This is a genomic window from Micromonospora sp. NBRC 110037, assembly GCF_001652995.1.
GTDB lineage: Bacteria > Actinomycetota > Actinomycetes > Mycobacteriales > Micromonosporaceae > Micromonospora > Micromonospora chalcea.
Genome location: NZ_BBVA01000014.1, coordinates 49,554 through 68,196 on the forward strand (window position 1 = coordinate 49,554; position 18,643 = coordinate 68,196).

The 18,643-nt window shown below is 74.0% G+C and carries 21 protein-coding genes and 1 pseudogene; 4 read left to right on the plus strand and 18 right to left on the minus strand.

The features are described from left to right. From A4R25_RS28650 to pepN, 8 genes and pseudogenes are all read right to left on the minus strand, one after another. A pseudogene (locus tag A4R25_RS28650) lies at positions 1–753 on the minus strand (competence protein ComEC); the annotation flags it as partial. Between the two features lie 59 nt (positions 754–812). Further along, positions 813–1,691: a ComEA family DNA-binding protein gene (locus A4R25_RS28655; protein ID WP_064448710.1), complete on the minus strand. Its 879-nt coding sequence runs from the start codon at positions 1,689–1,691 to the stop codon at positions 813–815. 126 nt (positions 1,692–1,817) lie between these two features. Continuing rightward, a complete protein-coding gene (locus tag A4R25_RS28660) occupies positions 1,818–2,594 on the minus strand; it encodes an SDR family NAD(P)-dependent oxidoreductase (RefSeq protein WP_064448711.1) in 777 nt (258 codons plus the stop codon). 9 nt (positions 2,595–2,603) lie between these two features. Continuing rightward, positions 2,604–3,458, minus strand: coding sequence for a DegV family protein (locus A4R25_RS28665; protein ID WP_064448734.1), 855 nt, complete (start codon positions 3,456–3,458; stop codon positions 2,604–2,606). 48 nt (positions 3,459–3,506) lie between these two features. After that, positions 3,507–4,136, minus strand: coding sequence for a histidine phosphatase family protein (locus A4R25_RS28670; RefSeq protein ID WP_064448712.1), 630 nt, complete (start codon positions 4,134–4,136; stop codon positions 3,507–3,509). Then, positions 4,133–4,537, minus strand: a complete 405-nt coding sequence (gene rsfS / locus A4R25_RS28675) for a ribosome silencing factor (RefSeq protein ID WP_043328985.1) — start codon at positions 4,535–4,537, stop codon at positions 4,133–4,135. Before rsfS ends, A4R25_RS28670 begins: the two co-directional genes overlap by 4 nt. Positions 4,538–4,647: 110 nt before the next feature. After that, a complete protein-coding gene (gene nadD / locus A4R25_RS28680; RefSeq protein ID WP_030503098.1) occupies positions 4,648–5,244 on the minus strand; it encodes a nicotinate-nucleotide adenylyltransferase in 597 nt (198 codons plus the stop codon). A gap of 89 nt (positions 5,245–5,333) precedes the next feature. Then, complete coding sequence (pepN, locus tag A4R25_RS28685; RefSeq protein WP_064448713.1) at positions 5,334–7,850, minus strand: aminopeptidase N; 2,517 nt, start codon at positions 7,848–7,850, stop codon at positions 5,334–5,336. 66 nt (positions 7,851–7,916) lie between these two features. On the opposite strand from pepN, the gene A4R25_RS28690 reads away from it, so the two are divergent. Next, a complete protein-coding gene (locus A4R25_RS28690) occupies positions 7,917–8,135 on the plus strand; it encodes a DUF397 domain-containing protein (RefSeq protein WP_013287999.1) in 219 nt (72 codons plus the stop codon). Between the two features lie 7 nt (positions 8,136–8,142). On the opposite strand, the gene A4R25_RS28695 is transcribed toward A4R25_RS28690, so the two are convergent. After that, positions 8,143–8,529: a hypothetical protein gene (locus A4R25_RS28695; RefSeq protein ID WP_043328981.1), complete on the minus strand. Its 387-nt coding sequence runs from the start codon at positions 8,527–8,529 to the stop codon at positions 8,143–8,145. A gap of 239 nt (positions 8,530–8,768) precedes the next feature. On the opposite strand from A4R25_RS28695, the gene A4R25_RS28700 reads away from it, so the two are divergent. Beyond that, entirely contained in the window at positions 8,769–10,052 is a 1,284-nt protein-coding gene (locus A4R25_RS28700) for a cytochrome P450 (protein ID WP_064448714.1), read from the plus strand. Positions 10,053–10,073: 21 nt separating this feature from the next. Here the strand turns inward: A4R25_RS28700 and A4R25_RS28705 are convergent, their stop codons facing one another. Together A4R25_RS28705 and A4R25_RS28710 are read right to left on the minus strand one after the other, a co-directional pair. Continuing rightward, positions 10,074–11,252, minus strand: coding sequence for a zinc-dependent alcohol dehydrogenase (locus A4R25_RS28705; protein WP_064448715.1), 1,179 nt, complete (start codon positions 11,250–11,252; stop codon positions 10,074–10,076). Next, the gene (locus A4R25_RS28710; protein ID WP_064448716.1) at positions 11,249–11,887 is read right to left on the minus strand and encodes a hypothetical protein; all 639 of its coding nucleotides are present in this window, start codon (positions 11,885–11,887) and stop codon (positions 11,249–11,251) included. Before A4R25_RS28710 ends, A4R25_RS28705 begins: the two co-directional genes overlap by 4 nt. A 122-nt stretch (positions 11,888–12,009) precedes the next feature. Here A4R25_RS28710 and A4R25_RS28715 point away from each other — a divergent pair, with 122 nt between their 5' ends. Further along, positions 12,010–13,131: a glycosyltransferase family 2 protein gene (locus A4R25_RS28715; protein ID WP_064448717.1), complete on the plus strand. Its 1,122-nt coding sequence runs from the start codon at positions 12,010–12,012 to the stop codon at positions 13,129–13,131. 16 nt (positions 13,132–13,147) lie between these two features. Here A4R25_RS28715 and A4R25_RS28720 read toward each other — a convergent pair whose 3' ends face one another. The 3 genes from A4R25_RS28720 to A4R25_RS28730 are packed head-to-tail and all read right to left on the minus strand — an operon-like array spanning position 13,148 to position 15,055. After that, a complete protein-coding gene (locus tag A4R25_RS28720; protein ID WP_064448718.1) occupies positions 13,148–13,789 on the minus strand; it encodes a DUF3618 domain-containing protein in 642 nt (213 codons plus the stop codon). Then, positions 13,786–14,238 (minus strand): phage holin family protein, encoded by a 453-nt coding sequence (locus A4R25_RS28725; RefSeq protein ID WP_064448735.1) that lies wholly within the window; start codon positions 14,236–14,238, stop codon positions 13,786–13,788. Before A4R25_RS28725 ends, A4R25_RS28720 begins: the two co-directional genes overlap by 4 nt. Before the next feature lie 31 nt (positions 14,239–14,269). Continuing rightward, complete coding sequence (locus tag A4R25_RS28730; protein WP_064448719.1) at positions 14,270–15,055, minus strand: hypothetical protein; 786 nt, start codon at positions 15,053–15,055, stop codon at positions 14,270–14,272. Between the two features lie 209 nt (positions 15,056–15,264). On the opposite strand from A4R25_RS28730, the gene A4R25_RS28735 reads away from it, so the two are divergent. After that, positions 15,265–15,729 (plus strand): DUF4383 domain-containing protein, encoded by a 465-nt coding sequence (locus tag A4R25_RS28735; protein ID WP_197494991.1) that lies wholly within the window; start codon positions 15,265–15,267, stop codon positions 15,727–15,729. A gap of 44 nt (positions 15,730–15,773) precedes the next feature. On the opposite strand, the gene A4R25_RS28740 is transcribed toward A4R25_RS28735, so the two are convergent. The 4 genes from A4R25_RS28740 to rplU form a co-directional block, all read right to left on the minus strand. Continuing rightward, complete coding sequence (locus A4R25_RS28740) at positions 15,774–16,223, minus strand: GNAT family N-acetyltransferase (RefSeq protein ID WP_064448720.1); 450 nt, start codon at positions 16,221–16,223, stop codon at positions 15,774–15,776. 59 nt (positions 16,224–16,282) lie between these two features. After that, complete coding sequence (gene obgE, locus A4R25_RS28745; protein ID WP_064448721.1) at positions 16,283–17,734, minus strand: GTPase ObgE; 1,452 nt, start codon at positions 17,732–17,734, stop codon at positions 16,283–16,285. A gap of 89 nt (positions 17,735–17,823) precedes the next feature. After that, on the minus strand, positions 17,824–18,078 hold the full coding sequence (gene rpmA, locus A4R25_RS28750; protein WP_013288010.1) for a 50S ribosomal protein L27: 255 nt from the start codon (positions 18,076–18,078) through the stop codon (positions 17,824–17,826). Between the two features lie 11 nt (positions 18,079–18,089). Continuing rightward, positions 18,090–18,404 carry a 50S ribosomal protein L21 gene (gene rplU, locus A4R25_RS28755; RefSeq protein ID WP_018787289.1) on the minus strand — a complete coding sequence of 105 codons (315 nt, stop codon included), beginning with the start codon at positions 18,402–18,404 and terminating at the stop codon, positions 18,090–18,092. Positions 18,405–18,643: the final 239 nt, after the last annotated feature.

Sequence of the window (18,643 nt, forward strand, 5' to 3'; positions counted from 1 at the left end):
GACATGCGTCATCCCGGTGGCCCGGAAGTCCTCCTCCACCTCGGGCAGCAGCCGGCTGGTGTCCCCCACCACGAGGCCGGGCAGCAGCCCGCCCGGCGCGTCCGGCAGCGGCGCACAGGCGCGCTGGAGCCCTGATCGCAGCGCCCCGGCCGCCCGTTGCGGCCAGGACGCGCTGCCGCGCAGCGTGGGCGGATCGGCGGCGGAGAGCACGGCGGCGGTCAGGTCACCGCCGCGCGGGGCGGACAGCCGCCCCTGGGTGGTGACCCGCTGACCCGGCAGCAGCGGCCGCCAGGCCGGGTCGGTGGCCAGCACGAGGGCGCGTACCGGGCCGGTGACCCGCGCGCCGTCGCCTCCGGTGAGGCGGACCAGGTCGACGCGGACCAGGAGCATCGGTGGCCGGCCGGGGGCACCGCGTACCGGGCGGGGATCGTCGCGCAGCACGAGGTCGGCGGTGACCACTGCGCCTTCGGCGACCAGCGCTCGTACCGCCGTGGCGTCGCGGATCGCGAGCCGGGCGCCGGTGGCGGCCGCCCCGCAGACCACGCCGAGCAGCACGGCGACCGCGATCCAGCCGTAGCGGCGGGCCGGCTCGCCCGGTCGACCGAGCACACCGCAGCGGCGCAGGCCCGCCAGGAGGGCGAGCGCGGCGGCGACGGCGGCCGTCCACACGGTCGCCCGGACGGTGAGGTGCAGCCCGGCCAGCGCGGCGAGCCACGCGGCCACCGCCAACCCGGCCAGCCGCAGGTCGGGCACGTCGCGGACAGGCGCAGGGCCACCGTCGAGGACGGGCGAGGCAGGGGCACGCCGGCCGGTCACACCGTCACCAGTTCCTTGAGCTGCTCGTACCGGGCGTCGCCGATGCCGTCGACCTGCCGCAGGTCGGACACGGACCGGAAGCCGCCGTGCTGGTCGCGGTGGTCGAGGATCCGCTGGGCGAGCACCGGGCCGACGCCGGGTAGCGCGTCGAGCTGGGCAAGCGTCGCGGTGTTCAGGTTGACCGGTCCGGCCGGCGCCGCAGGTCCGCCCGGCGCACCGCCTGCGCCCGCCGCGGCGGGCCCGCCCGGTCCCGGTGGGGCGGTCACACCGACCAGGATCAGTTCACCGTCGGTGACCTTGCGGGCGGGGTTGAGCAGCGCGACGTCGACGCCGGGCAGCGCGCCGCCTGCCGCCTCGACGGCGTCGGCCAGCCGGGCGCCGGCCGGCAGCCGGACCAGGCCGGGGCGGCGGACCTTCCCGGCCACCGCGACGACCACCTGACCCGGTGCGCCGGCTGACGCGGGCACCCCGGTGACCGCCTCGGTCGCCGCGCCCACAGGCGCCTCGGAGGACGCCGTCACCGGCGGCACGGGTTCGGTGCTCGGACGCGAGCGCCAGGCCCAGACGGCGGCCACCACGACCACCACTGCCGCCACCGCCGCGAGCGCCCGCACACCCCGGCGGCCGGGATCGAACGCCCCGGGTCCGGGCAGCCGGGACGCCAGGCCGCGCGCGGCCACCGGAGCATCGTGGGACGGGCCTTCGTCGGCGTCCGGCTCGGCGGACCAGGGGTTCGCCCCGGACGAGGGTTCCCGCCCGCCGTCGCGCTCCGGGAAGCCGGGACGCAGCCCGAGACCCGGCTCGGCCTCGCCGGGCCCAGGCCCGAACAGCCGGGCGAGCCGCCGCCGTACCGTCGTCTCCTCGTCGTCTGGCACGGCTCGGGACGCTACGGCGACAGCTCGTCCCGCATCGGCCGATGAACGCTCACCTGTGGACAACCAAGGGACTGTGGACACACACCCGATCAAGCCGTGGCCGTGCTAGGTGGCCGAAAACGACGGTCAGCGCGCCTCCGGGTCCAGGCCGAGCGCGGCCCGTCCCCCGTCGACCGGCACGACCGCGCCGTTGACGAACGAGGCGCGGTCGGAGAGCAGGAACGCGACCACCTCGGCCACCTCGTCGGTACGCCCGATCCGGCCGAGCGGGTGCAGCCGGGCCATCTCCGCGTCGACGTGCGCGACCTCGGCCGGGTCGAGTCCGGCCAGGTAGGCGGCGTGCCGTTCGGTGTGGACGGAGCCGAGCGCCACCGCGTTGGCGCGGATCCCGTGGCGGCCGTAGTCGACGGCGAGCGCCCGGGTCAGCCCTTCCAGCGCGGCCTTGGCGGTGGCGTACGGCAGCGCGCCCGGCACCGCCCGGCGGGCCTGGTGGGACGAGACGTTGACGATCGCGCCGCCGGTCCGGGCGGCCAGGAACCGGCGTACGGCAGTGCCGGCCCCGGCCACGGCGGGCCGCAGGTTGAGCGTGATCAGGTCGACCACCTCGCTCGCGGGCGCGCGGTGCAGGTCGGCGTCGCGGAAGACGGCGGCGTTGTTGACCCAGCCGGCCAGCGGCGCGTACGCCTCGGCGCGGTCGGCGGCCCGGCCGGTGACCGCCTCGTCGCCGGCGTCCCCGGTCACGGCGTGCAGCCGGTCGGCGAGTGGATGCCGGGCCAGCCAGTCCAGGGCGCTCGTGTCCCGTTCGACCACGACCACGATGCCGCCGTCGGTGGCCAGCCGCTCGACGATCGCCCGTCCGACGCCCCGGCCCCCGCCGGTGACGACATACGACAGTGGGCTCATCCGGCCACCCTAGGGTGTACGGCGGTGGACCACCACGCACGCCAGCCCCGGCCCGGCGTGGGCGGCGACCACCGCTCCGGCCTCGGTGACGTACGTGTCGTGCAGCCGGTCGCCCAGCCGCTCGGTCAGCGCCGTCAGCAACTGCTCGGCCCGCTGCGGCGCGGCGAGGTGGTGCACCGCGACGTCGACCTGGGCGTCGTCTGCCGCCTCGACGGCGAGGTCGACCAGCCGCGCGACTCCCCGGCTGGCGGTACGGACCTTGTCCTTCACCACGATCGCGCCATCCGGCATGTGCATGATCGGCTTTACCGAGAGCGCGGTGCCGAGCAGCGCCTCGGCCGCGTTGATCCGGCCGCCCCGGCGCAGGAACTCCAGCGTGTCGACGTAGAAGTAGATGGTGGTGCGGGCGACCGCGTCCAGCGCCGCGTCGCGTACCCCGGTCAGGTCGGCGCCCGCCGCGGCGGCCGCGGCGGCGGCGAGCGCCGGGAAGCCGAGGCCCATGCCTGTGGATCGGCTGTCGACGACGGTGACGCGGTCGTCGCCGATCTCGGCGGCGGCGAGCCGGGCGGCCTCGACGGTGCCGGACAGCTCGGCGGACAGGTGCACCGACACCACGCCGTCGGCGCCCTCGGCGAGCAGCGTGCGGTAGACCTGCGCGAACTGTTCGGGCGCGGGCCGGGACGTGCTCACCGAGACCCGCCGGCCGCTCAGCGCGCGGATGGCGTCGGCCGGGGAGGTCTCGACGCCCTCCAGCCCTTCCGCGCCGTTGAGGACGACTGTGAGCGGGACGACGGTGAGCCCGCGTGCGCGGGCCAGGTCGGAGGGCAGGTAGGCGGTGGAGTCGGTGACGACCGCGACGGGCATGACCGGCACGCTAGCCGATGGCGCTGTGACGTGCCGGGGCCGGAGGTGTCAGACCGCGTCGGTGAGCGCCGCCCGGGTGACCAGACCGACGTTGTGCGCCCGCAGGTGCCAGCCCCGGATGTCGTTGTGGCGCAGTTCGGTCCAGTGGCAGTTCGCCAGCGAGCCGAGGCTGCGCAGCACCGTGTGGTCCCAGCCGAGCAGGTGCCCGACGCCCTGCCGGGCGCCGCCGCCGTGGGTGGTCACCACGACCGTGCCGCCGACGGCGAGGTCGGCCGCGTCCTGGAACCCGGCGCCGAGCCGGGCACCCAGGTCACCCAGGGGTTCGAGGCCGGCGCCCGGGTCCGGGTCGCCGGCCCGCCAGCGGGCGTACTCGTCGGGGAACCGTTCGGCCACCTCGGTCAGGGTGAGGCCCTGCCACTGGCCGAAGTGCCGTTCCCGCAGCCGCGCGTCGGTGCGGACCGGCAGCCCGGTCAGCGCCGCGAGCGCGGCGGCGGTGTCGGCGGCCCGGCGCAGGTCGCTGGCGACGATCGCGTCGGGGCGCAGCGCGGCGAGTACCGGGGCGGCGGCTTGGGCCTGCTCGCGGCCGAGGTCGTTGAGGGGCACGTCGGTCTGGCCCTGGACGCGGCTCGCGGCGTTCCAGTCGGTGTTGCCGTGCCGCCAGATGATCAGTCGGGTCATTCGGCGGTGGCGCTGCCGGCGGCCGAGTCGGCCAGGTCGCGATCGGTGAACGGGATCTGCGGGCAGTCCTTCCAGAGCCGGTCGAGCGCGTAGAACTCGCGCTCCTCGGTGTGCTGGACGTGGACCACGATGTCGACGTAGTCGAGCAGCACCCAGCGGCCGCCGCGCTCGCCTTCGCGGCGCACCGGCTTGGCCTTCTCCGGCAGCTCCAGCAGGCGCTCCTCGATGGCGTCGACGATGGCGAGCACCTGACGCTCGTTCGGAGCGGCGGCCAGCAGGAACGCGTCGGTGATCGCGAGCTGGTCGCCCACGTCGATGATGACGATGTCCTGTGCCTTCTTGTCGGCCGCGGCCTGGGCGGCGGCCATCGCCAGCTCGTGCGCGCGCTCGGAAACTGTCACCGTTCTCCTTCGATCAACCGTGCGACCCTCCAAGCCTCTCACACCCGGCGGTGCGGCGACTTGTCAGTTCTGGTCGATTTCAGGCACAAACGGGGACATAAAGCGCGGAATCACCGCTGATAGAGACGCCGTTTCGCGATGTACTGCACCACACCGTCGGGCACCAGGTACCACACCGGTTCGCCCCGGGCGACCCGCGCACGGCAGTCGGTCGAGGAGATCGCCATCGCGGGCACCTGCACGAGGCTCACCGAGTCGGCCGGCAGGTGCTTGTCGGTCAGTTCGAAGCCGGGCCGGGTCACGCCGATGAAGTGGGCCAGTTCGAGCGCCTCGTCCAGATCCTTCCAGGAGAGGATGCGCTCCAGCGCGTCCGCGCCGGTGATGAAGAACAGCTGCGCCTTCGCGCCGTACTCGGCGTGCAGGTCGCGCAGCGTGTCGACGGTGTAGGTGGGGCCGCCGCGGTCGATGTCGACCCGGCTCACCTGGAAGCGCGGGTTGGAGGCGGTGGCGATCACCGTCATCAGATAACGGTCCTCGGCCGGGGTGACCGCTTCCTCCGCCTTCTGCCACGGCTGTCCGGTGGGCACGAAGACCACCTCGTCCAGACCGAACCGGTCGGCCACCTCGCTCGCCGCCACCAGGTGCCCGTGGTGGATCGGGTCGAACGTGCCGCCCATGATGCCGACCCGCCGGATGTCTTCCTCCACCCAGCGATCGTAGGCCGCCCGCCCGGCGGCCCCGGGCAGGGTCCGCCGTCGAGCGCGCCGGGCGGTCCCCCACCCGGCGCGCTCCCAGCTCAGGCCGACGCGGCGGCCACCGCCGTCCGGGCCACGAGCGCCCGGCGCATGTCGTCGTCCAGGTCGGTCACCCACCGCCGCAGGCCCGGCGTCAGGTCGTCGCGGGCCAGCAGCGCCGCGGCCATCTCCCGGGTGGGCTGCGCCACGGCGTAGCGGGGGTAGGCGGCCACCGTGACCGCGTCGGCCACCCACGCGGTACGCAGACGCGCCGCCGCCGGCATGTCGGTGAAGTAGCGCTGCACGTACCCGGCGGTCAGCTCGGCCTGCTCGGGCTGCCAGAAGCCCTCGGCGGTCGCCTCGACCAGGCGGTTGGACAGCTCGGTGCTGCGGGTGACGATCTCCCAGGCGGCCCGCTTCGCGTCGGCGTCGGGCAGCGCGGCCCGGCACGCGGCGGCCTGCTCGGCGCCGGTGGCGCTGCGGTCGGCGTCGGCCTCGGCGTCGATCTGCGGCGTACCGGCCGCGCCGAGCACCACCAGCCGGCGCAGCACCGCCCAGCGCAGGTCGGTGTCCACGGCCAGCCCCGACGGCACGTCCTTACCGGCCAGCCAGCCGGCGAGCATCGCGGTGTCGGTGGTGGCGGCGATCAGGCCCCGCGCCGCCGCCAGTTGCAGGGAACCGCCCGCGGGGGCCGAGTCGAGCAACGCCGCGCAGGCGGTCGCCACCCGCAGCAGCGCCGCGTCCCGGCCGAGCGGGTCGAGGTAGCGGCCGATCAGCCGGCGACTGAGCAGCAGCACGTCCTCGACGATCGTCACCTCGGTCTCGGCGGGCAGCGCCGCCGCAATCAGCGCGGCCAGCGCGCCGGCCGGCCGTTCCCCGTCGGTGACCGCGTCCAGCGCCTCGCCCCAGAGCAGCGCCCGGGCCAGCGGATCGTCGAGCCCCGGCAGCAGCAGCGGCACCGCGCCCGCCGAGGCCGGGTCGAGGCGGATCTTGGCGAACGTCAGGTCACCGGCGTTCGGCAGCACGAGCCCGGTGGCGGGCCGTCCGACCAGCTCGGGCAGCGGCGTCCGGCCGCCGTCGGCGTCGGGGTCGAGGTCGACGTCGAACCGGTACGCCGGGCCGTCGGCGGTGTGGTGGGCCACGCCGATACGGTGCGGCCGCAGCACCGGGTGGCTCGCCGGGGCGGTCTGCACGATCGCCACGTCGGTCCACCGCCCGTCGGCGTCCACGGCGGTGTCGACCCGCAGCGTGTTCACCTGCGCGCGGCGCAGCCAGCGTTCCGCCCAGCCGTCCAGGTCGCGGCCGCTCGCCGTACCCAGGGCGGCCAGCAGGTCGGCGAGTGTCGCGTTGCCGAAGCGGTGCGCGGCGAAGTGCGCGTTCAGCCCGGCCAGGAACGCCTCGTCACCGAGCCAGGCGACGAGCTGGCGCAGCACGCTGGCGCCCTTGGCGTACGAGATGCCGTCGAAGTTCAGCAGCGCCCGGGCGGCGTCTGCCACCTCCTCCGGCGCCACCGGATGGGTGGAGGGGCGCTGGTCGGCGGTGTAGCCCCAGGCCTTGCGACGGCTCGCGAACGTGGTCCACGCCCGGTCGAACCGGGTCGCCTCGGCGGTGACCCGGGTGCCCAGGTATTCGGCGAAGGACTCGTTGAGCCACAGGTCGTCCCACCAGCTCATGGTGACCAGGTCGCCGAACCACATGTGTGCCATCTCGTGGGCGATCGTGGTGGCGCGCAGCTCCCGCTGGGTGTCGGTCACCGCCGAGCGGAAGACGTAGTCGTCGCGGATCGTGACCAGGCCCGGGTTCTCCATCGCGCCGGCGTTGAACTCGGGCACGAACGCCTGGTCGTACTTGCCGAACGGATAGCGCTCGGCGAACAGCTCGTGGAAGCGGTCGAAGCACTGGCGGGTGACTGTGAGGATCTCGTCGGCGTCGGCATCCAGGTGCTCGGCGAGCGAGCGCCGGCAGTAGAGGCCGAGCGGGATGCCGTCGTGCTCGGCGCGCAGCACGTGCCACGGCCCGGCGATCAGCGAGACGAAGTAGGTGGCCAGCGGCTCGGTGGTGGCGAACTCCCAGCGCCCCGGTGCGGGCCGGTCGGCGAGCGGCCCGTTGGCGGCCACCGTCCACTCCGGTGGCGCGGTGACGGTCAGCGTCACCGGCGCCTTCAGGTCGGGCTGGTCGAACGCGGCGAAGAGGCGCGGCCCCTCGTCCAGGAAGGACAGCGCATACAGGTAGGTCTCGCCGTCGGCCGGGTCGACGAACCGGTGCAGCCCTTCGCCGGTGTTGGAGTAGGCCATCTCGGCCTCGGCGGTGAGCGTGTTGTCGGCGGCCAGGCCGGTCAGCGGCAGCCGGCCGTCCGCCAGCAGGGCCGGGTCGAGGTCGCTGTCGTTGAGGCGGGCGGCGAGGAGTCGGCGCGGTTTGACGTCGACGAAGGTCTCGGCGCCGGGGGTGGCCCGGAACCGGATGGTGACGGCGGAGCGGAACCGCTCGGCGTCGCCGGTCAGGTCGAGGTCCACATCGTAGGACTCGACGGTGATCGACGCGCGGCGCGCGGTCGCCTCTGCACGGGTGAGGCTCGGCATCCGCTTATCCTGCCCGATGTGGTCCGCTCGGGCCGCCTCGTTACGCATGGCGATGGAGGAGCAGCGATGGGTCAGCACCCCAAGGGCGATTTCGACCTCTCCCGGGCGGTTTGGCAGCGGGCAGAGGGCGACACCTCCGAGGGAGCGGTCGAGGTGGCATTCGTCGACGACCTGATCGGTATGCGCAACTCCGCCGAGCCGGACGGGCCCGTGCTGGTCTTCACCCAGGCCGAGTGGGACGCGTTCGTCGCCGGCGCCCAGGACGGCGAGTTCGACCTGGACTGAGCGCACCTCAGTCACCGTCGCCCCAGCCGAGGCCGCCCGGACCGGGCGCGTGGTGGAAGCCGGGGTGCCCGGCCACGTCGGCGCAGCGCTCGCCGTCGGGCCCGACCGCGTCGCAGAACAGCCGCTCGGCCCGGTGCCAGGCGTCCGCCGGGGACAGGGCCGCCGCGCCGAGCGCCAGCTCCGGGCGGAGCAGGCCGAGCGCTTCGGCGTACGCCACCGCCTGCTCCCGCGCGACGGCGGGATCGGTGGCGGCGAAGCCCAGGTGCACGGTGAAGTACCGCGGTGGGCGGGCCCCGGCGCGCCGGGGCCCGCCGATCAGCGGGCCGTCGCGGCCGTCCCCGCGCAGCCCGGCCCACGCCTCGCGGTGCCGCCGTGCCGCGCTGTCGTCACGCATCAGTGCCCTCCCCCGTCGCCGGTGACCGCCGCCGGACACCACGCCGGCGGGCGCCGGACCGGTAGCCGCCGGTCCGCGTGCCTCGAGGGAACCAGCTTTTCCGCCGCCGGGGAGGGGCCAGCGTCCGCCCGACCGGCTGGCCCCTCCCGCGTGCGGCCCGAGCTGCTGAGATGAAGGGTTCGGCGGCGTCGCCCGGGGTAGGTAGGCAGCGCCGCCGAACCGCGTCAGGAGCAGCCGACATGAGCACCATGCCGAGCGACCGGAGCCCGGACAGCACGCTCGCCTTCATCCGGGAGGGCTACCGCTTCGTCGGCTCCCGCTGCGACCGCCTCGGCACCGACGTGTTCCAGACCCGGCTGCTGCTGGAGCCGACGATCTGCCTGCGCGGCCGGGAGGCCGCCGAGCTGTACTACGACGAGGAGCGGTTCGTGCGGCGGGGCGCCATGCCGATGCGCGGGCAGCGCACGCTCACCGGTGTCGGCGGCGTGCAGGGCCTGGACGGGCAGGCGCACCGGGTCCGCAAGGCGATGTTCATGTCGATCATGACGTCGGCCGCGATCCGCCGCCTCGGGGAGATCTTCGACGAACAGTGGCAGGCCCGGATCCCGGTCTGGGCCCGCAACGGCCCGGTGGTGCTCTACGACGAGGTGGGCGAGATCCTGACCCGTACGGTCTGGGCCTGGGCCGGGGTGCCGCTGGCCGAGGCCGACGTGCCGCGCCGCACCGCCGAGATGCACGCGATGATCGAGGCGCCGGCCGCGCTGGGCCCCCGGCACTGGCGCGGCCGGCTCGGCCGCTACCGCGCGCAACGATGGGCCGGCGACCTGATCGAACGGGTACGCGCGGGCGCGGTGCCCGCCCCGGAGGGCAGCGCGCTGGCGGTCGTGGCCGGGCACCGGGACGAGCGGGGACTGCCGCTGCCCCGCCGGATCGCCGCAGTGGAACTGCTCAACGTGCTGCGCCCCACCGTCGCGGTGGACCGGTACGTGGTCTTCGCCGCGCTGGCGCTGCACGACCACCCGCACTGGCGGGACCGGCTGCCCGGCGACGACGCCGCGACCGAACGGTTCGTGCAGGAGGTACGGCGCTACTACCCATTTTTCCCGGTCACCGCGGCCCGGGTGCGCCGCTCGTTCCAGTGGCGGGGGTACACGTTCCCGCAGGGCCGGCGGGTGCTGCTCGACCTGTACGGCACCAATCACCACCCGGACATCTGGCCGGAGCCGGAGCAGTTCCGCCCCGAGCGCTTCACCGGCTGGCGCGACGACCCGTTCGGCCTGATCCCGCAGGGCGGCGGCGACCACTTCACCGGCCACCGCTGCGCCGGCGAGTGGATCACCATCGAGCTGATGAAGCGGGCCGTGACGAACCTGACCGGCACGATGGACTACCGCGTACCGCCGCAGGACCTGGCGCTCGACCTGGGCGCCATGCCGGCGCTGCCGCCCAGCGGGCTGGTGCTCGACGGCGTACGCCCGGTCGACGGGGCACATCGGGCCGACGGGGTGCGCCCGCTGCGCTGAAGCGGACGCCCCCGGTCGCGGTCAGGCGGCCTGCGGGTGCAGCACCGTACGCAGGCAGCCGTCCTCCTTCTTCTCGAAGATCTCGTAACCCCGGGCGCCCTGCTCCAGCGACATCGGGTGGGTGGCCAGGTAGCCGGGGTCGATCTCGCCGGCCGCGACCCGGTCCAGCAGCATCGGGATGTAGCGCTGGGCGTGCATCTGCCCCATCCGCAGCACCAGGGCCTTGTTCATGGCCGCGCCGAGCGGGAACTTGTCCACCAGGCCGCCGTACACGCCGACGATGCTCACCGTGCCGCCCTTGCGAGCCGCCATGATCGCCTGCCGGACCGAGGTGGGGCGGTCGGTCTGCGCGCGTACCGTCTGCTTGGCCTTGTCGTACGCGTACGCCGGGCCGACGTCGTGCGACTCCATGCCGACGGCCTCGATGCAGGCGTCCGGGCCGCGCCCGGCGGTCATCTCCCGCAGCGTCTCCAGCACGTCGGTCTCGGCGTAGTTGATCGTCTCGACGCCGAGGCGCTGCGACGCGGTGGCGAGCCGTTCCGGCAGCCGGTCGATGACCACCACCCGCTCGGCGCCGAGGATCTGCGCGGACCGGGCCGCCATCTGGCCGACGCCGCCGGCGCCCCAGACCGCCACCACCTCGCCGCCCTTGAGGTTGCAGAAGTCGGCGGCCATCCAGCCGGTCGGCATGGCGTCGGAGGCGAACACGACCGCGTCGTCCGGCACCCCGTCCGGCACGGTGAACGCGCCGACGTCGCCGAACGGCACCCGGATGTACTCGGCGTGGCTGCCGGAGTAGCCGCCGGCCGCGTGCGAGTAGCCGAGGATGCCGGCCGGCGAGTGGCCCCACAGCTTCTCGGTGAAGACCGGCTGCGGGTTGGAGTTGTCGCAGAGCGAGAACTGCTCGGTGCGGCAGTACCAGCACGAGCCGCAGGCCACCACCGAGCCGACCACCACCCGGTCACCGACGGAGATGCGCCGCACGTCGGGGCCGGTCTCGACCACCTCACCCATGAACTCGTGGCCGAGGATGTCCCCCTCGCGCATCGCCGGCAGGTAGCCGTTGATCAGATGCAGGTCGGAGCCGCAGACGCTGCTCGCGCGCACCTTGACGATGATGTCGCCGCCGGACCTGATGGTCGGCTCCGGCACGTCCCGTACGGCCAGCTTCCCGACGCCCTCCCAGCACAACGCCCTCACGGCCGTCCTCCCACCATCAGCTTCTCGCGTACCTTGTCCGTCGCCCGCTCCTGACGCGGGCTGCGCCCGGACGGGTCGTGCCGGGTGTCCAGCACGTGCCCGGTCTCGATCAGCGACTTGATCCGGCGCAGCGCGGTGCGCAGCCCCAGGTCCGGGTCGGTGCCACCGACCAGCCCGACCGCGCGCCGGATCGGCCCGGAGCGCCAGCGCAGCTCGGCCCGGATCTCGGTGCCCCGATTCTGCGGCGCGGTCACCAGCTCGACCCGGCCGCGCTGGGCCACCGGCCCGTCAGTGACCCGCCAGCTCAACCGGCCGGGGCCGTCGACGGTGATCTCGGCCCGCCACTCGGTGCCGCCGCCGGCCGGGTCGGCCGCCACGCAGCGCCACCGGTTCGCGTCGAGCTGCTCCAGCGTGGCCCACTCGGCCAGCCCTCGATCGAGCCGTTCCCGGTCGGTCCAGAACCCGATCACCGCGTCGACCGGCCGGTCCACCGTGATGCCGCGGCGCACCACGTACCAGCCGTCCTCGCGGTCGGGCTGGTGCCGGTGCCGTCGCCGGGCCACCGTCCGGATGACTCCGAGCGCGGTCACCGCGGCGGCGCCGGCCAGCGCCCATCTCGTCGCGTTGCTGGGCATCACGTCTCCTCCCGACTCGGACCGTCCCGTATCCGGGTGCGCTACCCGACACAGCCCGCCCGAAACGGTTTCAGCAGCCGCATTCCGGGCAAGTCGCGTGACCCGACCCGAGGGGAGACGACGTGACCCGACCGATCGCCGCTCGCCCGGACGAGGCGGCCGCCACGTCCGCGCCGGTCCGGCTGCCGATGGCGTACGTCCTGCCGCTGCGCGCCCACGACGACGGCGGCCTGGACGAGCTGACCGCGTACCTGCGGGAGCTGAGCCGCTGGGTGGACGTGGTGGTGGTCGACGCCTCGCCGCCGCAGCTGTTCGCCCGGCACGCCGCCGCCTGGGACGGGCTGGTGCGGCACGTGCCGCCGGACCCGGCGCTGCGCGGACGCAACGGTAAGGTGCTCGGCGTGCTCACCGGCGTCGCGCTGGCCCGGCACGAGCACGTGGTGATCGCCGACGACGACATCCGGTACGACCTGCCGGCCCTGCGCGCCGTGCACCAGCTGCTGGACGGAGTCGACCTGGTCCGCCCGCAGAACCACTTCGACCCGCTGCCCTGGCACGCCTGGTGGGACACCGGCCGGACGCTGCTCGCCCGCGCGTTCGGCGGGGACTGGCCCGGCACCCTCGGGGTGCGGCGGGGCACGTTCCTGGCGATGGGCGGCTACGACCCGGACGTGCTCTTCGAGAACCTGGAGCTGGTCCGGACCGTGCGCGCGTACGGCGGCAGCACCGCCACCCCGGCGTGGCTGTACGTGCGGCGGCTCCCGCCCTCCGCGGCGCACTTCCTCGGGCAGCGCGTCCGCCAGGCGTACGACGAGACGGCCCGGCCGGCGTGGCTGCTCGCCGCGCTGGCGGTGCTGCCCGCGACGGCGGCTGCGCTCGCCACCCGCCGGCCCGGGCTGCTGCTGCGGGCCGGGCTGGCGGTTGTCGCGGTGGCGGAGCTGGGCCGGCGACGGGCCGGCGGCGCGACCGTGTTCCCGGCGCACACCAGCCTGGCCGCGCCGCTCTGGGCGCTGGAACGCGGGCTGTGCGCGTGGCTCGCGGTGGGCCGGCGGCTGCGCGGCGGGGTGCCCTACGCGGGCGCCCGGCTGCGGGTGGCGGCCAACTCCACACGTGCGCTGCGGCGACGGACGACCCGGCACCGCCCGGACGAGCTGGTGCTCTGGGTGCAGACCGGGTCGATGCCAGCTGAGGTGAAAGGAAGGGCCCCTTCTTATCGCGAGGCGATAAGAAGGGGCCCTTCCTAACCGAGAGCGCGGGCCTTCAGGAGGACCGCGCCTGCTCGGCGCTGTGCCGCACGTCCTGCGCGGCGGCGCGGCCGTCGTCCTTGACCGCGTACGCGGCGTCCTGCGCGGTGGCCTTCACCGACTCGGCGGCGTGCTGCGCGGGCTCGCGCAGCTCCTCCTTCAGCTCACCGGCGACCTCGCCCAGCTTCTCCTTGACCACGCCGCCGTGCTCGGCGGCCTTCTCCTTGACCTGCGCGGCGACCTGCTGCTCGCGGCGGGTGGCGGGGATCAGCGAGGAGACCAGCATGCCGACGCCGAAGGCGATCACGCCGGCGGCGATCGGGTTGCCCTCGGACTTGCGCCGCACCACCTGCGGCGCCCGGTGGGCGGCGTCGCCCACCCTGGCGGCGGCCGAGTGCGCCTTGTCGCCCACCGTGGAGGCCATCGAGGAGGCGTGGTCGCCCACCGAGTGGGCGGCGTGGCCGGTGCCGTGGCCGAGGTCCGATGCGGTTCCCATCACCTTGTCCTTCACGTTCGTCAGCGCGCTACGTACGCGCTGCTTGCGGTCGTCGACGATGCGGCCCGGGCTGACCTTGTACGCCAGGGCGTCCACGTCCGAGCTGAGGTTGTTGCGGGTGGCTTCGATCTCGCGGCGGATCTGCTCTGGATCGGTGCTCATCGGATGACTCCCTCCGGGTGCGGCTTGAGCGCGTCGGGGATGCGCTGCACGCTGTCGTTCGTCTGCTTCAGGCCGCGGATCCGCTCGGCGTTCTTCTTGCCCATCGAGTACAGGACCGCCGCGACAGCGGCCCAGACGACGGCCACGATCAGCGCGGCCAGCCCGGAGTCCATGACGTTGTCGAGGAACTGCCAGATCGCGATCGAGACGAAGAGCGCCACCATGTAGCCGCCGAAACCGGCGCCGCCGAACAGGCCGGCGGCCTTGCCCGCCTTCTTGCCCTCCTGGCGGATCTCCGCCTTCGCCAGTTCGACCTCCTGCCGCATCAGCGTGGACAGGTCCGTGGTGACCTGGCGCATCAGGTCGCCGAGCGAGCTGCCGCGCACCTCGTCGGCGTGGGGCGGGGCGCCCGCCGCCTGATAGCCGGGGTCCTGCGTGGGTACGGTCATGCCGTCGCCTCCCTTCTGCCGGTACGGCCGGTCACGGGCGGGGAGCGCCGGTGGACGGGACGCCCGGCAGCGGGTCGGTGCGCTCCGGCGGCGGCAGCGGCTGACCGGTGCCACCCGCCGGGTCGGCCCAGGTGTTCGGGGCGCCGCCGGTCGGGTAGGTCGCGCCCGGCGCGGAGTAGCCCGGGTCCGGCTCGGCGTAGCTGCCCGGCGTCGGGTCGAGGTAGCCGCCCGGCGGCACCTGGTCCGGCACCTCACGCGCGGTCGGGATGACGGCCGTGCGGTCCGGGTCGTACGCTGGCCGCGCGCCGCTGTTGTCGTCGCCGAGCGCGGTGATGTTGCGGGTGAGCCGCCCGGCGACCACGCCGAGCAGCGCGGCGCCGACGAGGAACGTGCCGGGGTTGCGACGGGCGTAGTTCTTCACCTCGTTGAGCAGGTCGCCCGGCTCGCGCTGCTCCAGCCAGCCGGCCACGCCGTGCACCCGCTCGGCCGCCTGGTGGGCCAGCTCGGTGACCGGGCCGGAGCCGCCACCCTGCTGCGCCATGGTGCGCATCTCGTCGGCGAGCGACCGCAGGCCGCTGGCGGCGCGCTGCTGCTGCTGACCGGCCTGGGCGGTGACCTGGCTGCGGGTCTCGCCGTAAAGGTCGCGGGCCTGTCGCTTGGCCTCGCCCACCACCTCCCGACCCTGCTCCTTGGCGGTCTGCGCCACGGCGCCACCGGCGCTCGCGGCGTCGGAACCCACCTGGCGGGCCTGGTCACGCACGCCGCCGCCGTTCGTCGACTGGTACGTGGCAGAAGTCGGGGAAAGATCCTGAGTCATGATGTCCCTTCCGCTCGTGTGTTTCCCAGCGGGTGTTCTCGGGGGGTACGCGGATTTGTTTCCGCATGACAATCGCCCTACCCCCGGTCGACCGGTCCATGCCTGATTCGTGATTTCTCTGCGGGAGCGACCCGCTCCGGTCAGAGAATGGAATGCCTGCCCGCCCGGGCGGCGGCGAGTCCACGGGGGTGACAGGGATGGCACGTGACGTGCGCGAACACGCGCCCGCCCGGCCTACGGTGCAGAAGGTCGCCCTCGCGGCGGCAGCCGTCTTCGCGCTGATCGGCGTGCTCGGTTTCGTACCCGGCATCACCACGCACTACGGCGAGATGACGTTCGCCGGGCACCACTCCGAGGCGAAGCTGCTCGGGGTGTTCCAGGTGTCGGTGCTGCACAACCTGGTGCACCTGCTGTTCGGCCTGGTCGGTCTGGTCATGGCGCGGCGGCTGGCCGGGGCGCGGGTGTTCCTCGCCGGCGGCGGCGCGCTCTACCTGGTGCTGTGGCTGTACGGCTTCGCCATCGACCGGGATGCCTCGGCGAACTTCGTGCCGGTGAATGACGCCGACAACTGGCTGCACCTGTTCCTCGGTTTCGGCATGCTCGCGGCCGGCCTGCTGCTCAACAACAACCTCGGCACCGGCACCCGGGTGGAGGCCCCGTTCGACCGCCCTTGAGCAGGCGCGAGCGGGCCGAGAGGTCCGGCGATGGTGTTCGAGCGTCAGGCCGCCACCGGCAGCCGCTTGGCGAAACAGACGCTGTACGGGTTGTCCACGTACTCGCCGTACACCGGGATCGGCTCGTAGCCGCTGGACCGGTAGAGCGAGATCGCCGCCGGCAGGTAGGTGCCCGTCTCCAGGCACACCGTCCGGTGCCCCGCCCGGAACGCCAGCTCCTCCAGCGCGACGAGCAACTGCCGGGCGATGCCCCGCCCCCGGAACGCCGGTCGCACGTACATCCGCTTCAGCTCACCGGTGTCGGCGTCGAGCGCCTGGAGCCCACCGCAGCCGACCGCCCGGCCGCCCACCACGGCGGCCAGGTAGTGGATGTCGGTGTGCACGACCGTCACCTGCCCGTCCAGCCCGCCGTCCGCGTCGCGCAGCTCACGCTGCTGGGCGACGACGAGCGCGGCGATCTCCGGGTCGGTGGCGGGACGGGACTCGATCAACATGCCCGTACGCTAGATCCGCCGGATTTCGCGCAGGTTTCCCGCCACCGTCCCGCAGACGGCTACTCGACGTCCGCTTCCGCCGCCGGCGCGGCCTCGACCTCGTCCTCCGGGCGGACCCGGCGGGCCTTGCGGGCCGCCAGCCGGTCGGACGCCGACGGACGGTTCGACTTCTCCTCCAGCCGCACGTCGGTGCCCCGGTTACCGGGTACGAAGTCGACACCGGCGTAGAGCGTCGGTTGCCAGTCGAACTCCCGTTCGCCGATGCGCACCAGGTCACCGGCCTGCGCGCCGGCCTTGGCGAGCTTCTCCTCGACGCCGAGGCGGGCCAGCCGGTCGGCCAGGTAACCCACCGCCTCGTCGTTGTCGAAGTTGGTCTGCTTCACCCAGCGCTCCGGCCGGCTGCCGCGCACCGTGTACGAGCCGTCCGGCTCGGCCTCGATGGTGAAGCCGGCGTCGTCGACCGCCTTCGGGCGGATCACGATCCGGGTCGGCTCGGCCGGCGGGGCGGCCTGGCGGCCCTGCTCGACCAGCTCCGCCATCGCGTACGTCAGCTCGCGCAGGCCCTCGCGGGTGGCGGTGGAGACGTCGAAGACGCGCAGGCCACGGGCCTCCAGGTCGGGGCGGACGATGTCGGCGAGGTCCTTGCCGTCGGGCACGTCGACCTTGTTGAGCGCGACCAGCCGGGGCCGGTCGGCGAGCCCGCCGTACTGGGACAGCTCCGACTCGATGGCGTCGATGTCGGCGAGCGGGTCGCGGCCGGGCTCCAGCGTCGCGGTGTCGACCACGTGCACCAGCACGGCGCAGCGCTCGACGTGGCGGAGGAACTCCAGGCCCAGGCCCTTGCCGCTGGCCGCGCCCGGGATCAGGCCCGGTACGTCGGCGACGGTGAAGGTGTGGTTGTCCACCCGGACCACGCCCAGGTTCGGCACCAGCGTGGTGAACGGGTAGTCGGCGATCTTCGGCTTGGCCGCGGAGATCACCGAGATCAGCGACGACTTGCCGGCCGACGGGAAGCCGACCAGGCCCACGTCGGCGACGCTCTTGAGCTCCAGCACCACGTCCAGCCGGTCGCCGGGCTCACCCAGCTCGGCGAAGCCGGGTGCCTTGCGGCGGGCGTTCGCCAGCGAGGCGTTGCCGCGTCCGCCCCGGCCGCCCCGGGCCGCCTCGAACGTGGTGCCCACGCCGACCATGTCGGCCAGGACCTCGCCGTCGAGGCTCTGCACCACGGTGCCGTTGGGCACCTTGATGACCAGGTCGCGGCCGTTCGCGCCGTCCCGGTTCGAGCCGGCCCCGCCCTTGCCGTTCTCGGCCTTCAGGTGGGGCCGGAAGTGGAAGTCGAGCAGCGTGGTGACCTGCGCGTCGACCACCAGGGACACGCTGCCGCCGTGGCCGCCGTTGCCGCCGTCCGGCCCGCCGAACGGCTTGAACTTCTCCCGGTGGATCGAGACACAGCCGTGCCCGCCGTCGCCGGCCTGCATGTGCAGGACGACCCGGTCAACGAACGTCGTCACGACGCCAATCCTTCCAGCGGGGTCCGCCCCGCGCGTGAAAAGGCGAAGCGGGCCGGGACCAGAGGTCCGCGGCCCGCTTGGCCAGAAAACTACTGCTGCGGCACGATGCTGACGGTCTTGCGACCGCGCTTGGTGCCGAACTGAACCGAGCCGGCGGCCAGCGCGAACAGCGTGTCGTCGCCGCCACGGCCGACCAGGTCACCGGGGTGGAACTTGGTGCCACGCTGACGGATGAGGATCTCACCCGCGCTGACGACCTGACCACCGAAGCGCTTCACGCCGAGCCGCTGGGCCGCGGAGTCACGGCCGTTACGCGAGCTGGACGCACCCTTTTTGTGAGCCATTGGAGGACGACCTACTTCCCGCTGGAGATGCCGGTCACCTTGACCTGGGTCAGCGGCTGGCGGTGACCCTGGCGCTTGTGGTAGCCGGTCTTGTTCTTGAACTTGTGGATCCGGATCTTCGGGCCCTTGGTGTGCGCGGCGATCTCGCCGGACACCGCGACCTTGGCGAGCTTCGCCGCGTCGGTCACCAGGTCGTCACCGTCGACGAGGAGCACCGCGGTGAGCTTCACCGCGTCGCCGGGGGCACCGGCGAGCTTCTCGACCTCGATCACGTCGCCCTCGGCGACCTTGTACTGCTTGCCGCCGGTCTTGACGATCGCGTACATCGGAGGCGGACTCCCTGTCGTTGAGGCTGCTGGCGTCTGTTCCACCGCTGCCGGTTGTCACACCGTCGGCGGTCGTTCCCACGGCGTCTCGCCGGGAGCCGTGACACCGGCGGCGCGGGCACGCGGGAACTCGGCACACCAAAGTGCGCCGCAGGCAAGCCTACGCCATACCCGGCCCGCTCCCCAAACCGGGCTGCCGGTAGGCGGCTCTTCCGCGCGGCCCACCGGCACGACAGGGC

Bases quoted from the DNA above. Each gene is read 5' to 3' on its own strand.
- A4R25_RS28660 (WP_064448711.1), bottom strand. From the start codon at position 2,594: ATGAGCCCACTGTCGTATGTCGTCACCGGCGGGGGCCGGGGCGTCGGA.
- A4R25_RS28665 (WP_064448734.1), bottom strand. From the start codon at position 3,458: ATGCCCGTCGCGGTCGTCACCGACTCCACCGCCTACCTGCCCTCCGAC.
- A4R25_RS28670 (WP_064448712.1), bottom strand. From the start codon at position 4,136: ATGACCCGACTGATCATCTGGCGGCACGGCAACACCGACTGGAACGCC.
- pepN (WP_064448713.1), bottom strand. From the start codon at position 7,850: ATGCCGAGCCTCACCCGTGCAGAGGCGACCGCGCGCCGCGCGTCGATC.
- A4R25_RS28690 (WP_013287999.1), top strand. From the start codon at position 7,917: ATGGGTCAGCACCCCAAGGGCGATTTCGACCTCTCCCGGGCGGTTTGG.
- A4R25_RS28695 (WP_043328981.1), bottom strand. From the start codon at position 8,529: ATGCGTGACGACAGCGCGGCACGGCGGCACCGCGAGGCGTGGGCCGGG.
- A4R25_RS28700 (WP_064448714.1), top strand. From the start codon at position 8,769: ATGAGCACCATGCCGAGCGACCGGAGCCCGGACAGCACGCTCGCCTTC.
- A4R25_RS28710 (WP_064448716.1), bottom strand. From the start codon at position 11,887: ATGCCCAGCAACGCGACGAGATGGGCGCTGGCCGGCGCCGCCGCGGTG.
- A4R25_RS28720 (WP_064448718.1), bottom strand. From the start codon at position 13,789: ATGAGCACCGATCCAGAGCAGATCCGCCGCGAGATCGAAGCCACCCGC.
- A4R25_RS28725 (WP_064448735.1), bottom strand. From the start codon at position 14,238: ATGACCGTACCCACGCAGGACCCCGGCTATCAGGCGGCGGGCGCCCCG.
- A4R25_RS28730 (WP_064448719.1), bottom strand. From the start codon at position 15,055: ATGACTCAGGATCTTTCCCCGACTTCTGCCACGTACCAGTCGACGAAC.
- A4R25_RS28740 (WP_064448720.1), bottom strand. From the start codon at position 16,223: ATGTTGATCGAGTCCCGTCCCGCCACCGACCCGGAGATCGCCGCGCTC.
- rpmA (WP_013288010.1), bottom strand. From the start codon at position 18,078: ATGGCTCACAAAAAGGGTGCGTCCAGCTCGCGTAACGGCCGTGACTCC.
- rplU (WP_018787289.1), bottom strand. From the start codon at position 18,404: ATGTACGCGATCGTCAAGACCGGCGGCAAGCAGTACAAGGTCGCCGAG.